Here is a 15,582-nt window from a genome sequence, read left to right as displayed (position 1 = left end):
GATTCGTTCATTGAAAACTGGATATTGAAGTAAAAAGAATCAAAACAAACCGAGAACACCGCGTTGAATGAGTTTTTTAATAAGTTCAATTGCTTATTTATTGATTAACCTTCTATCGCTAGAAGAAGTGATCAAGACCCAACCGTAAGGTTGATAAGGTTAAGTGAATAAGGGCGCACGGTGGATGCCTTGGCACTAGGAGCCGATGAAGGACGGGACTAACACCGATATGCTTTGGGGAGCTGTAAGTAAGCTATGATCCAGAGATTTCCGAATGGGGGAACCCAATATCTTTTATAGGATATTACTTTTCAGTGAATACATAGCTGATTAGAGGTAGACGCAGAGAACTGAAACATCTTAGTACCTGCAGGAAGAGAAAGAAAATTCGATTCCCTGAGTAGCGGCGAGCGAAACGGGAAGAGCCCAAACCAACAAGCTTGCTTGTTGGGGTTGTAGGACTCCAATATGGTAGTCTGTTAGTATAGTTGAAGGATTTGGAAAATTCCGCTAAAGAGGGTGAAAGCCCCGTAGACGAAATGCTGACAACACCTAGGAGGATCCTGAGTACGGCGGAACACGAGAAATTCCGTCGGAATCCGCGGGGACCATCCCGCAAGGCTAAATACTCCCTAGTGACCGATAGTGAACCAGTACCGTGAGGGAAAGGTGAAAAGCACCCCGGAAGGGGAGTGAAATAGATCCTGAAACCGTGTGCCTACAACAAGTCAAAGCTCGTTAATGAGTGATGGCGTGCCTTTTGTAGAATGAACCGGCGAGTTACGATTGCATGCGAGGTTAAGTCGAAGAGACGGAGCCGCAGCGAAAGCGAGTCTGAATAGGGCGAATGAGTATGTAGTCGTAGACCCGAAACCATGTGATCTACCCATGTCCAGGTTGAAGGTGCGGTAAAACGCACTGGAGGACCGAACCCACGTACGTTGAAAAGTGCGGGGATGAGGTGTGGGTAGCGGAGAAATTCCAAACGAACTTGGAGATAGCTGGTTCTCTCCGAAATAGCTTTAGGGCTAGCCTCGGAATTGAGAATGATGGAGGTAGAGCACTGTTTGGACTAGGGGCCCATCTCGGGTTACCGAATTCAGATAAACTCCGAATGCCATTCATTTATATCCGGGAGTCAGACTGCGAGTGATAAGATCCGTAGTCGAAAGGGAAACAGCCCAGACCACCAGCTAAGGTCCCAAAATATATGTTAAGTGGAAAAGGATGTGGGGTTGCACAGACAACTAGGATGTTGGCTTAGAAGCAGCCACCATTTAAAGAGTGCGTAATAGCTCACTAGTCGAGTGACCCTGCGCCGAAAATGTACCGGGGCTAAACATATTACCGAAGCTGTGGACTACACCATTAGGTGTAGTGGTAGGAGAGCGTTCTAAGGGCGTTGAAGGTCGATCGTGAGGACGGCTGGAGCGCTTAGAAGTGAGAATGCCGGTATGAGTAGCGAAAGACAGGTGAGAATCCTGTCCACCGTATGACTAAGGTTTCCTGGGGAAGGCTCGTCCGCCCAGGGTTAGTCGGGACCTAAGCCGAGGCCGATAGGCGTAGGCGATGGACAACAGGTTGATATTCCTGTACCAGTTGTTTTTGTTTGAGCAATGGAGGGACGCAGTAGGCTAAGGAATGCATGCGATTGGAAGTGCATGTCCAAGCAATGAGTCTTGAGTAGAGTTAAATGCTTTACTCTTTAAGGACAAGTTGTGACGGGGAGCGAAATAATAGTAGCGAAGTTCCTGATGTCACACTGCCAAGAAAAGCTTCTAGTGAGAAAACAACTGCCCGTACCGTAAACCGACACAGGTAGTCGAGGAGAGTATCCTAAGGTGAGCGAGCGAACTCTCGTTAAGGAACTCGGCAAAATGACCCCGTAACTTCGGGAGAAGGGGTGCTGACTTCGGTCAGCCGCAGTGAATAGGCCCAAGCGACTGTTTATCAAAAACACAGGTCTCTGCAAAATCGTAAGATGAAGTATAGGGGCTGACGCCTGCCCGGTGCTGGAAGGTTAAGAGGATGGGTTAGCTTCGGCGAAGCTCAGAATTGAAGCCCCAGTAAACGGCGGCCGTAACTATAACGGTCCTAAGGTAGCGAAATTCCTTGTCGGGTAAGTTCCGACCCGCACGAAAGGCGTAACGATTTGGGCACTGTCTCAACGAGAGACTCGGTGAAATTTTAGTACCTGTGAAGATGCAGGTTACCCGCGACAGGACGGAAAGACCCCATGGAGCTTTACTGTAGTTTGATATTGAGTGTTTGTACCACATGTACAGGATAGGTAGGAGCCGATGAGACCGGAACGCTAGTTTCGGAGGAGGCGCTGGTGGGATACTACCCTTGTGTTATGAACCCTCTAACCCGCACCACTAATCGTGGTGGGAGACAGTGTCAGATGGGCAGTTTGACTGGGGCGGTCGCCTCCTAAAAGGTAACGGAGGCGCCCAAAGGTTCCCTCAGAATGGTTGGAAATCATTCGAAGAGTGTAAAGGCAGAAGGGAGCTTGACTGCGAGACCTACAAGTCGAGCAGGGACGAAAGTCGGGCTTAGTGATCCGGTGGTTCCGCATGGAAGGGCCATCGCTCAACGGATAAAAGCTACCCTGGGGATAACAGGCTTATCTCCCCCAAGAGTCCACATCGACGGGGAGGTTTGGCACCTCGATGTCGGCTCGTCGCATCCTGGGGCTGTAGTCGGTCCCAAGGGTTGGGCTGTTCGCCCATTAAAGCGGCACGCGAGCTGGGTTCAGAACGTCGTGAGACAGTTCGGTCCCTATCCGTCGCGGGCGTTGGAAATTTGAGAGGAGCTGTCCTTAGTACGAGAGGACCGGGATGGACTTACCGCTGGTGTACCAGTTGTTCTGCCAAGGGCATTGCTGGGTAGCTATGTAGGGAAGGGATAAACGCTGAAAGCATCTAAGTGTGAAGCCCACCTCAAGATGAGATTTCCCATTTCTTTAAGAAAGTAAGACCCCTGAGAGATGATCAGGTAGATAGGTTGGAAGTGGAAGGCTAGTGATAGTTGGAGCGGACCAATACTAATCGGTCGAGGACTTAACCAAAGAATGGATAAGTAAAAGCAACTTGGTTATTTTGATTCAAACTTCAATCCAGTTTTGAGTGAATGAAGATTCAACTCAATAAGAAACAACACCCAGTGTGGTGGCGATAGCGAGAAGGATACACCTGTTCCCATGCCGAACACAGAAGTTAAGCTTCTTAGCGCCGATTGTAGTGAAGGGTTTCCCTTTGTGAGAGTAGGACGTCGCCACGCGATTATTCCGGCATAGCTCAGTTGGTAGTAGCGCATGACTGTTAATCATGATGTCGTAGGTTCGAGTCCTACTGCCGGAGTTGAGCAAAAGCAAAAACCAACTTGGTTTTTGCTTTTTTTGTTTTATTCACTATTTTTTGATAAGCTTGAAGAAGGGACCTTAAAAACATTTATAAGATTAAAAGGATCCTACCGAAGAATGAATACATCAAATTTTAGCTATGGTATAATGTGTTTATTATAGTTAGTAAAGCAGAAAAGGAGGAGCGGGTTTGAAAATATTGTTATATTTTGAAGGTGAGAAAATCTTAGCTAAATCAGGTATTGGTCGAGCATTAGATCACCAGAAACGAGCGCTCTCTGAAGTTGGAATAGAATATACATTAGATGCTGATTGCAGTGACTATGATATATTGCATATTAATACATATGGCGTAAATAGCCATCGTATGGTCAGAAAAGCACGTAAACTAGGAAAAAAAGTTATTTATCATGCCCATTCGACAGAAGAAGATTTTCGTAATTCCTTTATTGGGTCTAATCAACTGGCACCATTAGTAAAAAAATATCTTATCAGTTTGTATTCCAAAGCGGATCATTTAATTACACCAACACCGTATTCTAAAACATTGCTAGAAGGATATGGCATTAGAGTACCTATTTCGGCGATCTCAAATGGTATTGATTTATCACGCTTTTATCCTTCAGAAGAAAAGGAACAAAAATTCCGAGAATATTTTAAAATAGATGAAGAGAAAAAAGTAATTATTTGTGTGGGATTATTTTTTGAACGCAAAGGAATCACTGATTTTATTGAAGTTGCACGACAATTACCAGAGTATCAATTTATTTGGTTTGGTGATACACCAATGTATTCTATCCCAAAAAATATCCGACAATTAGTTAAAGAAGATCATCCAGAAAATGTTATTTTCCCAGGTTATATTAAAGGAGATGTCATCGAAGGGGCCTATGCGGCAGCGAATCTCTTCTTTTTCCCTTCTCGTGAAGAAACGGAAGGAATTGTTGTTTTAGAAGCATTAGCTAGTCAGCAACAAGTTTTAGTGCGTGATATTCCAGTTTATCAAGGCTGGCTAGTAGCTAATGAAAATTGTTATATGGGTCATTCTATTGAAGAATTTAAAAAATATATTGAAGGCTTATTAGAAGGGAAAATACCTAGCACTAGAGAAGCAGGCTATCAAGTAGCAGAGCAAAGAAGTATCAAGCAAATTGGTTACGAGTTAAAAGAAGTCTACGAAACAGTCTTATCTTAACAAATATTGAAGGCAGTTATTGTTAGATGAAATGGAGGTAATGAGAGTGAAAATTGGTTTTTTTACTGATACGTATTTCCCGCAAGTGAGTGGGGTAGCGACTTCTATTAAGACCTTAAAAGATGAATTAGAAAAGCACGGCCATGAAGTGTATATTTTTACGACAACCGATCCTAACGCGACTGATTTTGAAGAAGATGTCATACGAATGCCTAGTGTGCCATTCGTGTCTTTTAAAGATCGCCGAGTAGTGGTTCGCGGCATGTGGTACGCCTATTTAATTGCCAAAGAATTGGAATTAGATTTAATTCATACACATACTGAATTTGGTGCGGGTATTTTAGGGAAAATGGTTGGGAAAAAAATGAAAATCCCTGTCATCCATACGTATCATACAATGTATGAAGATTACTTACATTATATTGCTAAAGGAAAAGTTGTCCGTCCATCACATGTTAAATTCTTTTCAAGAGTGTTTACAAATCATACGACAGGTGTTGTTTGTCCCAGTGAACGTGTCATTGAAAAATTACGGGATTATGGAGTGACCGCACCAATGAGAATTATTCCAACAGGGATCGAAATTGATAAGTTTTTACGTCCCGATATTACTGAAGAAATGATCGCTGGAATGCGTCAACAACTAGGTATTGAAGAGCAACAGATTATGTTGTTATCGTTAAGTCGAATTTCTTATGAAAAAAATATTCAAGCAATTATTCAAGGATTACCACAAATTATTGAAAAATTACCACAAACTCGTTTAGTAATAGTTGGAAATGGTCCCTATCTAGAGGATTTAAAAGAATTAGCAGAAGAACTAGAAGTCAGTGAATACGTTCAATTTACGGGTGAAGTGCCAAATGAAGAAGTCGCCATTTATTATAAAGCTGCTGACTATTTTGTCAGCGCATCAACGTCGGAAACACAAGGCTTAACTTATACAGAAGCGATGGCTGCTGGCGTTCAATGTGTTGCAGAAGGGAACGCCTATTTAAATAATTTATTTGATCATGAAAGCTTAGGCAAAACTTTTAAGACAGACAGTGATTTTGCCCCAACATTGATTGACTATATACAAGCAAATATTAAAATGGACCAAACTATTTTAGATGAAAAATTATTTGAAATTTCTTCTACAAACTTTGGCAACAAAATGATTGAATTTTATCAAGATACATTGATTTACTTTGATCAACTTCAAATGGAAAAAGAAAATGCGGACTCAATAAAAAAAATTAAAGTAAAATTTACATCTTTAAGAAAATAAACTGCAAAACTTTCCTCCTTCGTTTATACTGAAGGAGGAAAGTTTTTTATTTTAAGAACGGAGGAAGCTACTATGTCTAAAATCGGCTTTATTGGAACGGGTGTCATGGGGAAATCAATTATTCGTAACATGATGAAAAACAATTTATCTGTCAATGTTTACAATCGAACAAAAAGTAAAACAGATGATTTAGTTGCTGAAGGAGCAGTTTGGTATGATACGCCAAAAGCAATTGCGGAAGCGAGTGATATCATTTTTACAATGGTTGGCTTTCCTTCAGATGTTGAAGGCGTGTATTTTAATGAAACAGGGATTTTTCAAGCAGATCTTACAGGTAAAATAGTAGTAGATTTAACCACAAGTACGCCGACCTTGGCTGAAAAGATTGCCAAAAAAGCAGCAGAAGTGGGTGCTCATGCGTTGGATGCGCCAGTTTCTGGTGGTGACTTAGGTGCTAAAAATGGTACTTTAACAATTATGGTTGGTGGCGATCAAGAAAGTTATGACACCGTCTTACCAATTTTCAAAACATTTGGTAAAACGTTTATGCTACACGGCTCAGCTGGAAAAGGGCAACACACTAAGATGGCGAATCAGTTAATGATTGCAGGCACAATGACCGGTTTGACTGAAATGCTCGTTTATGCAAATGCGACAGGATTAACTTTAGAAAAAGTTCTGGAAACAGTCGGTGGTGGTAGTGCTGCAAACTGGTCATTAAGTAATTATGGTCCGCGTATTTTAAAAGAAGATTATACGCCAGGCTTTTTTGTTAAACATTTTATCAAAGATTTAAAGATTGCGTTAGATGAAGCAAAAAAACTTGACCTTCCATTGCCAGCGACGCAAAAAGCGACAGAATTATATGAAAGCCTTGCAGATAAAGGGTTTGAAAATGATGGCACACAGGCCTTAATTAAGCTTTGGTGGACAGATGGCAAGCAACCAACGAATAAAAATTAAAGAACAACAAAAAAATCAAAAAAAATGACGAAAAATCATGCAAGTTAGGCAATGTTTTGTTACAATGGTACAGAACTAGTTTGCAAAAGGAGGCCCACTGATGAAACATTCACAACTTGTGGCGATTATTAAGAGACTGGAAGCAATGATCGAAGCAGCAGATAATGAAGTACAAGTACGCCGCTTTGAACGTGAAGGCGTAGAGAAATGTATTGTAAGTTTTGATAAATCAACAGAAACATTTGAATTAACAGAATCTGATACGCACCAAAGCTATCAATTCGATAACATCGATATTGTAGCAATGGAAATTTACGACTTAATTCAATAATTAATCGTCCTACATTTTAATAAGGGAGTGGAGTAGAAGCACCAAAGCTTCTGGTTCACTCTCTTCTCGTATTATCCAGTCAAGTTGTAGCAATAGCTTAGTGGGAGTTTAAGAATTATATAACAAAAATCACTGGCACTTCTCAATCAGGGGAGTGCCAGTGATGCTTTTTAGTTGCACTTCTTTCCTTTTTCTGTGAAAATAGTTTGGGTATCAAAGTAATTGATCCTTTTTTTAAAAGCCTCGTCCCTTGAAAATGCGCCTTTTTTGAAATATTTGAAGAATATTTCATTAAAAATATAGAAAATTCTCTTGCATTCTTTGCTTATTTACGATATAGTTTGAACATCAAATGTTTTGATAATCAAAGTATATGGATGGTGCACAGAATGGAACCTAATTTAGAAACAGTCAACGATTACTTAGTCAGTGTCTTTAATGACATCTTAACGATTGAAGAATCTGAATTGAAAAAATCACAATTTAATGATTTATCCATTACGGAGATGCACACAATCGAAGCAATTGGTATGTACAAGAAAAAAACGTCTTCAGAAGTAGCCAAGGAACTGTCAATTACCGTCGGAACACTTACTGTAGCGATTAACAACTTAGTTAAAAAAGGCTATGTTGAACGTTTGCGTAGTGAAGATGATCGACGTGTAGTAAAGCTTGGCTTAACTAAAAAAGGAAAATTACTTTTTAGAGTCCATCAGCATTTTCATCGTGAAATGGTTAAAAACATTTTGAAAGGCATGGAGCAAGAAGAAGAACAAGCGCTGTTAAGAGCACTAAAAAATCTTCATGATTTCTTGCAAGAATACAAATAAAAAGTGAGGATCCCCATGAAGAATTATGCACGAATTAGTTGTACAAGCCGTTATGTTCCAGAGAATTGTGTCACGAATCACCAACTGAGTGAAATGATGGATACCTCTGATGAATGGATACATTCGCGAACAGGCATTAGTGAACGTCGCATCGTTACGCAAGAAAATACGTCTGATTTATGTCATCAAGTCGCAAAACAGTTATTGGAAAAATCTGGAAAGCAAGCAAGTGAGATTGACTTTATTTTAGTTGCAACAGTGACACCAGATTTCAATATGCCTTCTGTTGCTTGCCAAGTGCAAGGCGCAATTGGCGCTACTGAGGCTTTTGCTTTTGACATCAGTGCAGCGTGTTCTGGTTTTGTCTATGCCTTAAGCATGGCAGAAAAACTAGTCTTAAGTGGTCGTTATCAAACAGGTCTAGTAATTGGTGGCGAAACATTTTCCAAAATGTTGGATTGGACCGATCGCTCCACAGCGGTGCTTTTCGGTGATGGGGCTGCCGGCGTCTTGATTGAAGCGACTGAGACACCGCATTTTCTAAATGAAAAATTACAAGCAGATGGACAACGGTGGGCGGCTTTAACGTCAGGCTACACGATCAACGAAAGTCCTTTTTATCAGGGGCATGAGCAGGCTAGTAAGACGCTACAGATGGAAGGACGTAGTATTTTTGATTTTGCGATTAAAGATGTTTCACAAAATATTTTATCACTCGTGACGGACGAAACCGTGGATTATCTTCTACTACATCAAGCAAATGTGCGCATTATCGATAAAATTGCACGTAAGACGAAGATTTCCCGCGAGAAGTTTTTAACGAATATGGATAAATATGGCAATACCTCAGCTGCTAGCATTCCTATTTTGTTGGATGAAGCAGTTGAAAATGGGACCTTAATTTTAGGTTCCCAACAACGCGTGGTGCTAACAGGATTTGGCGGCGGCTTGACATGGGGCTCACTGCTCCTAACGCTGTAAAAAACTGTTCACATATAAATGAAGAAAATGACTATTTTGGAGGAATATACACATGGTATTTGAAAAAATTCAAGCAATTATCGTAGAAGAATTAGGAAAAGATGCTGAAGAGGTACAATTAACTACAAACATTCAAGAAGAATTAGATGCGGATAGCTTAGATTTATTCCAAATCATTAACGAAATCGAAGATGAATTTGATGTGAAAATCGAAACAGAAGATGGCATCCAAACCGTTCAAGATTTAGTAACATATGTAGAAAAACAACAAGCAAACTAATACATGAAAATAGGGGGCTGGGACATTTAATTGCTAAATGACCCAGTCCCTAAAAAAACAAGTAAATAAGCCGGAAAAATCCTTTTTTACTTGAATGAAGTGTACTTATCTTAGAACTAAAGGACGTATAAAATCAATGAATCAACAGTTATGTGAGTTGCTTGGAATCAATTATCCCATTTTTCAAGGCGGTATGGCTTGGGTAGCCGATGCTTCATTAGCAAGTGCTGTGTCAAACGCTGGTGGATTAGGGATTATTGCTGGCGGCAATGCCCCAAAAGAAGTCGTAAAAAAAGAAATTAAAAAAGTTAAAGAATTAACGGAGCAACCCTTTGGTGTCAATATCATGTTACTTTCACCTTTTGCCGATGAAATTGTCGATTTGGTTTGTGAAGAACAGGTTCCTGTCGTAACGACAGGTGCAGGCAATCCAGCCAAATACATGGCTCGTTTTAAAGAACATAACATTAAAGTAATCCCAGTAGTTCCTTCAGTTGCTTTAGCAAAAAGAATGGAAAAAATTGGTGCAGATGCTGTCATTTTTGAAGGAATGGAAGCTGGTGGACATATTGGCAAGTTAACCACTATGAGTGGCTTACCGCAAATCGTTGACGCTGTGTCAATTCCTGTGATTGCAGCAGGTGGGATTGGTGATGGTCGTGGTATGGCTGCTGCCTTTATGTTAGGTGCTGAAGCAGTCCAGTTAGGCACACGTTTTTTAATTGCCAAAGAATGCAACGTTCATCCAGATTATAAACAGAAAGTTTTAAAGGCACGTGATTTAGATGCAGTAATTACCTGCCAACATTTTGGCCATCCAGTGCGTACTTTAAAAAATAAATTAACCGCTCAATATAATCAATTAGAAAAGCAAGAACTTCAAAAAGAAGTACCTGATTTAGAAATGTTTGAAAAGATTGGTCAAGGCGCTTTGCGCAAAGCTGTCGTTGACGGGGATATGGATTACGGTTCCGTCATGGCGGGACAAATTGCCGGGTTAATAAAAAAAGAAGAAACAGCCCAAGAAATCATTGATTCACTCATGTCTGAATGCAAAGCGATTGTACATAAGATGAATCAGCGTTGGGGCTAAGTGAATAATTTTAACAAAAAATGAGGTGTCGTATGAAAACAGCGATTTTATTTAGTGGACAAGGAGCCCAGTATCAAGGGATGGGTGAAGAATTATATCACCAAGAAGCGATTGTTCGGGAAACTTTCGATGAAGCAAGTCATATCTTAGGTTATGAGATGGCAGAACTTTGTTTTACTGAAAATGAACGTTTAAATGAAACAGAATATACGCAACCTGCTATTTTGACAGTCAGTGTCGCATTTTACCGTCTTTTGCAACAAAAAGGACTAACGCCTGATGTCGTAGCGGGTTTAAGCTTAGGGGAATACAGTGCTTTGGTTGCCAGCGGGGCTTTGTGTTTTTCAGAAGCAGTGGCCTTGGTCCAAAAGCGCGGTCAGTACATGACAGAAGCAGCACCACAAGGAACTGGCAAAATGGTTGCTGTCATGAATGCTGAGCGTGAAGTAATTGAGAAAGCCTGCCAAGAAGCCAGTGCTTTCGGAATTGTGGCTCCAGCAAATTATAATACACCACAACAAATCGTGATTGGTGGTGAGGTTGCTGCTGTTGATCAAGCGATGACACTTCTCAAAGAAGCTGGTGTGAAGCGAATGATTCCGTTAAATGTGAGTGGCCCTTTCCATACGGCGCTGTTACAACCAGCATCAAAAAAATTGACTCAGGATTTAGCAAAATTGAACTTTCAAACGATGCAAATTCCTGTCATTAGTAATACGACTGCCGAAATTATGCCCCAAGAGGCAATTCAAGCGTTATTGGAAAAGCAAGTCATGTCTGCGGTACGTTTTGAAGACAGTATCGAAACGATGAAGGCTATGAACGTGGGAACGATGATTGAAGTTGGTCCAGGGAAAACATTAACTGGTTTTGTTAAAAAAATTGACAAAACAATTGAAATGCACCGTGTGGAAGATGTTGCAACATTAACAGAAACGTTAACAGCACTTACTGGGAGGTAAAAAATGGAATTAACAGGGAAAAACGTATTTATTACTGGAAGCACTCGTGGGATTGGCAAAGCAGTTGCGTTGGCTTTTGCGAAAGAGGGCGCCAATATTGTTTTAAACGGTCGGAGTGAGATTACGCCAGAACAACGACAAGAAATTGAAGCCTTTGGGGTAAAATGTATTGGCCTTTCTGGAGATATTTCCGATTTTGATGCAGCAGGTGAGATGATTCAAGCAACCGTTGACCAATTAGGCTCGATTGATATTCTGGTGAATAACGCTGGGATTACGAATGATAAATTATTATTACGAATGACAAAAGAGGATTTTAATGCCTGTTTAGATATTAACTTGGTAGGAACTTTTAACATGACCCAACAAGCGGTTAAACGTATGATGAAACAACGAAGTGGTCGGATTATTAATATGGCTAGCGTTTCTGGTTTAATGGGAAATGTTGGTCAAGCAAACTACGCTGCGAGTAAAGCCGGTGTCGTTGGTTTTACTAAATCGGTGGCACGAGAAGTTGCGCCGCGCGGTATTACCTGCAATGCGATTGCACCAGGGTTTATCCAAACAGAAATGACGGATGTTTTATCGGAAAAAGTTAAAACACAAATGAATGCGCAAATTCCCTTACAAACGTTTGGGCAAGTCGAAGATGTCGCAGCTACAGCGATTTTCTTAGCTAAAAGTCCCTATATTACTGGGCAAGTCGTGAATGTTGATGGCGGCTTAGTCATGCACGGATAAACGAAAGGAGTCAAAAGGATGAATCGAGTAGTTATTACCGGTTACGGTGTCACCTCGCCGATTGGCAATGAACCTGAGACTTTTTTAGAAAGTTTGAAAACAGGGAAAAATGGTATCGGACCGATTAGTAAATTTGATGTTAGTGAAACAGGTGTCACCTTAGCAGCTGAAGTGAAAGACTTTCCAATGGAAAAATATTTTGTTAAAAAAGATGGCAAACGCATGGATAAGTTTTCGTTATTTGGCATTTATGCGGCCTTAGAAGCAATGGCTATGAGTGGCTTGGATACCAGTCAACTAGATGTGGATCGGTTTGGCGTTATGGTGGGTTCCGGAATTGGTGGTTTGGAAACAATTCAAAATCAAGTAATTCGGATGCACGACAAAGGACCTGAACGTGTGGCACCGTTATTTATTCCAATGGCGATTGGAAACATGGTGGCGGGAAATATTGCTTTACGTGTTGGTGCCAAAGGAATTTGTACGTCAACAGTGACGGCTTGTGCTAGTGCAACTCATTCAATTGGGGAAGCGTTCCGCAATATCAAACATGGCTACTCCGATGTCATTATTGCCGGTGGAGCAGAAGCGCCTATTACAGAAATCGGTATTTCAGGATTTGCTTCCTTGACCGCTTTAACAAAGGCGACTGACCCAGAAAAAGCCTCAATTCCCTTTGATAAAGAACGTAGTGGATTTGTGATGGGAGAAGGAGCGGGTGTCTTTATTTTAGAATCATTAGATCATGCTCTAGAACGAGGCGCAACTATTTTAGGTGAAGTGGTTGGCTATGGTGCTAATTGCGATGCCTATCATATGACATCACCAACACCAGATGGGAGCGGCGCAGCGAAAGCCATGGTACTAGCAATGGAAGAAGCTGGGATTTCTCCAGAAAAAATTGGCTATATTAACGCCCATGGAACAAGCACACAAGCCAATGACAGTGCAGAATCTAAAGCAATTGAATTGGCTTTAGGTGATGCCGCAAAAACGGCGTATGTAAGTAGTACAAAGAGTATGACGGGACATCTCTTAGGCGCCGCTGGTGGAATTGAAGGAATTGCTACCCTAAATGCTTTACAACATCAATTTATTCCGCCAACCATTAATGTGGAAAATCAAGATGAAGCAATTACGGTGAACGTTGTTTTAAACGAAAGCAAAGAGCATAAATTTGATTATGCTTTAAGTAACTCGCTAGGCTTTGGTGGCCACAATGCAGTTATTTGCTTAAAACGCTGGGAGGATTAACATGCAGTTAGAAGAAGTAAAAGCACTATTAACACAATTTGATCAATCAACTTTAACCGAATTTGATTTACGAGAAGGCTCGTTTGAATTATATATGAATAAAAATACAGTTTCTGGGCGAAGTGCCGTAGAACCAGTGGCGCAACCACAAGAAACACCAGTAGCCGCTAGTGGTGTGTCAGTGCCTGTTGAAACAGTTTCTGTCGCTGAAGAAACTCCAACCAACACACCGACAGCCAATGAAAAGACAGAAGAAATTACGTCACCCATTGTAGGAATCGTTTATTTACAACCAGCACCAGATAAAGAGAACTTTGTCAAAGTAGGAGACACTGTTAAAACGGGTGACGTTGTGTGTATCGTTGAAGCGATGAAATTAATGAATGAAATTACGGCGACAGTTGACGGTGTGATTACGGAAGTGTTAGTCAACAATGAAGATGTGGTTGAATTTGGTCAGCCGCTATTCCGAGTTGCTAAAGGAGAATAAAACATGAAATTAACAATTACAGAAATTCAAGAAATTTTACCACATCGCTATCCCTTTTTATTATTAGATAGTGTTGAAGAAGTCATTCCCGGGGAACGCGTTGTAGCGAAAAAGAATGTAACGGTTAATGAGCAAGTTTTTCAAGGTCATTTTCCTGGGAATCCTGTTTTGCCAGGAGTTTTAATTATTGAATCGTTGGCTCAAGCAGGCGCCGTGGCATTACTTTCAATGCCTGAATTCAAAGGGAAAACGGCATACTTTGGTGGATTAGATAAAGCAAAATTTAGACAAAAGGTAACACCAGGCGACACATTAATTTTAGAGGTTGAACTTTTAAAAGTCCGCGCTTCTGCTGGAATGGGTAAAGGTGTGGCAAAAGTTAATGGAAAAAAAGTTGCCGAGGCTGAATTAACCTTTATGATTGGATAGGTGAAAAATGTTTTCGAAAGTATTAATCGCAAACCGCGGAGAAATCGCTGTTCGTATTATTCGTGCCTGTCGCGAATTAGGCGTTCAAACAGTTGCTGTTTACTCTGAAGCGGATCAAGAAGCGTTACACACACAGTTAGCAGATGAAGCCATTTGTATTGGACCGGCGAAAGCAACTGATTCTTATTTAAATGTTCAAGCTGTTTTAAGTGCAGCGATTGTTACCAATGCTGAAGCGATTCATCCAGGGTTTGGTTTCTTATCTGAAAATAGTCAATTTGCTTCAATGTGCGAAGAATGTAACATTACTTTTATCGGTCCTAAAGCAGAAACGATTGATGCAATGGGCAATAAAATAAACGCACGTCAACTGATGCAAAAAGCCAAGGTACCTGTTATTCCTGGGAGTGATGGCGTCATTGATTCTGTCGAAGAAGCGTTGACGATTGCTGAAGAAATTGGTTACCCAGTGATGTTAAAGGCAGCTGCTGGTGGTGGCGGAAAAGGAATCCGAAAAGTTCTTTCAAAAGAAGAGTTACCGAAACACTTTACTTCAGCGCAGCAAGAAGCCAAAGCCGCATTTGGTAATGATGATATGTATTTAGAAAAAATTATTTATCCAGCACGTCATATCGAAGTGCAAATTTTAGGTGATCAATATGGGCATGTGATTCACTTAGGGGAACGTGATTGCTCACTACAAAGAAATAATCAAAAAGTGTTAGAAGAATCACCATCGATTGCTATTTCTGAAGAAAAGCGTCAGATGTTAGGCGAAACGGCCGTTCGAGCGGCACAAGCTGTGCATTATGAAAATGCTGGAACCATTGAATTTTTGATGGATCCAGCTGGCGACTTTTATTTCATGGAAATGAATACCCGCATCCAAGTCGAACATCCAGTTACGGAAATGGTAACAGGGATTGATTTAGTCAAAGCACAATTAGAAATTGCTTCAGGTGAACCTTTAGGCTATACCCAAGAGGATGTTATCATGACTGGGCATGCGATTGAGTGTCGAATTAACGCTGAAAATCCTGCCTTTAATTTTGCTCCTTCACCAGGTAAAATTCAAAATCTCTTGTTGCCTAGTGGTGGAATGGGCTTGCGTGTAGACAGCGCTATGTATTCAGGGTATTCAATTCCGCCTTATTATGATTCAATGATTGCAAAAGTCATCGTACATGGTGAAAATCGTTTTGATGCCTTGATGAAAATGCAAAGGGCTTTAAATGAAATTGTAACAGAAGGTATTATTACGAATGCCGAATTCCAATTAGATTTAATTACACATGACAATGTTTTGACAGGTGACTATGACACAAGCTTTTTACAAGAAACATTTCTACCAAATTGGGAGCCAGAAAGCAATCATTAAAGAAAGAACGCCGCAAGAGCT

Annotated in this window: 14 protein-coding genes, 1 tRNA gene and 2 rRNA genes; all 17 read left to right on the top strand. The window is 40.8% G+C overall.

The features are described 5' to 3' along the window. The first annotated feature begins 157 nt into the window (after positions 1-157). Positions 158-3,070, top strand: a 23S ribosomal RNA gene (locus tag IGL42_RS11170). 96 nt (positions 3,071-3,166) lie between these two features. Then, positions 3,167-3,282, top strand: a 5S ribosomal RNA gene (gene rrf / locus IGL42_RS11165). 6 nt (positions 3,283-3,288) lie between these two features. Then, positions 3,289-3,362, top strand: a tRNA-Asn gene (locus IGL42_RS11160). A 192-nt stretch (positions 3,363-3,554) separates the two neighbouring features. Beyond that, the gene (gene bgsA, locus IGL42_RS11155; protein ID WP_002356269.1) at positions 3,555-4,559 is read left to right on the top strand and encodes a cell wall glycolipid biosynthesis glucosyltransferase BgsA; all 1,005 of its coding nucleotides are present in this window, start codon (positions 3,555-3,557) and stop codon (positions 4,557-4,559) included. 46 nt (positions 4,560-4,605) lie between these two features. Continuing rightward, on the top strand, positions 4,606-5,829 hold the full coding sequence (gene bgsB, locus IGL42_RS11150) for a cell wall glycolipid biosynthesis glucosyltransferase BgsB (protein WP_002389260.1): 1,224 nt from the start codon (positions 4,606-4,608) through the stop codon (positions 5,827-5,829). Between the two features lie 72 nt (positions 5,830-5,901). Next, a complete protein-coding gene (locus IGL42_RS11145) occupies positions 5,902-6,792 on the top strand; it encodes an NAD(P)-dependent oxidoreductase (protein WP_002356274.1) in 891 nt (296 codons plus the stop codon). Positions 6,793-6,892: 100 nt separating this feature from the next. Next, complete coding sequence (locus IGL42_RS11140; RefSeq protein ID WP_002379802.1) at positions 6,893-7,123, top strand: YkuJ family protein; 231 nt, start codon at positions 6,893-6,895, stop codon at positions 7,121-7,123. Positions 7,124-7,512: 389 nt separating this feature from the next. Further along, positions 7,513-7,953: a fatty acid biosynthesis transcriptional regulator FabT gene (gene fabT / locus IGL42_RS11135; protein WP_002362455.1), complete on the top strand. Its 441-nt coding sequence runs from the start codon at positions 7,513-7,515 to the stop codon at positions 7,951-7,953. 15 nt (positions 7,954-7,968) lie between these two features. Then, positions 7,969-8,934, top strand: coding sequence for a beta-ketoacyl-ACP synthase III (locus tag IGL42_RS11130; RefSeq protein WP_002373893.1), 966 nt, complete (start codon positions 7,969-7,971; stop codon positions 8,932-8,934). A gap of 52 nt (positions 8,935-8,986) precedes the next feature. Then, positions 8,987-9,214, top strand: coding sequence for an acyl carrier protein (locus tag IGL42_RS11125; protein ID WP_002356278.1), 228 nt, complete (start codon positions 8,987-8,989; stop codon positions 9,212-9,214). Between the two features lie 136 nt (positions 9,215-9,350). Then, a complete protein-coding gene (fabK, locus tag IGL42_RS11120; RefSeq protein WP_002356279.1) occupies positions 9,351-10,307 on the top strand; it encodes an enoyl-[acyl-carrier-protein] reductase FabK in 957 nt (318 codons plus the stop codon). 32 nt (positions 10,308-10,339) lie between these two features. Further along, positions 10,340-11,269, top strand: a complete 930-nt coding sequence (fabD, locus tag IGL42_RS11115) for an ACP S-malonyltransferase (RefSeq protein WP_010710692.1) — start codon at positions 10,340-10,342, stop codon at positions 11,267-11,269. Between the two features lie 3 nt (positions 11,270-11,272). Further along, positions 11,273-12,010 (top strand): 3-oxoacyl-[acyl-carrier-protein] reductase, encoded by a 738-nt coding sequence (fabG, locus tag IGL42_RS11110; protein WP_002356283.1) that lies wholly within the window; start codon positions 11,273-11,275, stop codon positions 12,008-12,010. Between the two features lie 18 nt (positions 12,011-12,028). Then, entirely contained in the window at positions 12,029-13,264 is a 1,236-nt protein-coding gene (fabF, locus tag IGL42_RS11105; protein ID WP_002356284.1) for a beta-ketoacyl-ACP synthase II, read from the top strand. Between the two features lies 1 nt (position 13,265). Continuing rightward, positions 13,266-13,754: an acetyl-CoA carboxylase biotin carboxyl carrier protein gene (gene accB, locus IGL42_RS11100; RefSeq protein WP_002368761.1), complete on the top strand. Its 489-nt coding sequence runs from the start codon at positions 13,266-13,268 to the stop codon at positions 13,752-13,754. Between the two features lie 3 nt (positions 13,755-13,757). Continuing rightward, positions 13,758-14,183: a 3-hydroxyacyl-ACP dehydratase FabZ gene (gene fabZ / locus IGL42_RS11095; RefSeq protein WP_002356286.1), complete on the top strand. Its 426-nt coding sequence runs from the start codon at positions 13,758-13,760 to the stop codon at positions 14,181-14,183. A gap of 7 nt (positions 14,184-14,190) precedes the next feature. Beyond that, entirely contained in the window at positions 14,191-15,561 is a 1,371-nt protein-coding gene (locus IGL42_RS11090) for an acetyl-CoA carboxylase biotin carboxylase subunit (protein WP_002359385.1), read from the top strand. Positions 15,562-15,582: the final 21 nt, after the last annotated feature.

This window comes from Enterococcus sp. DIV0712, assembly GCF_050554855.1.
GTDB classification, from domain to species: domain Bacteria; phylum Bacillota; class Bacilli; order Lactobacillales; family Enterococcaceae; genus Enterococcus; species Enterococcus faecalis.
The sequence above is the reverse complement of the archived record's forward strand: the minus strand, read 5'-3'. Positions and strand labels throughout refer to the sequence as shown.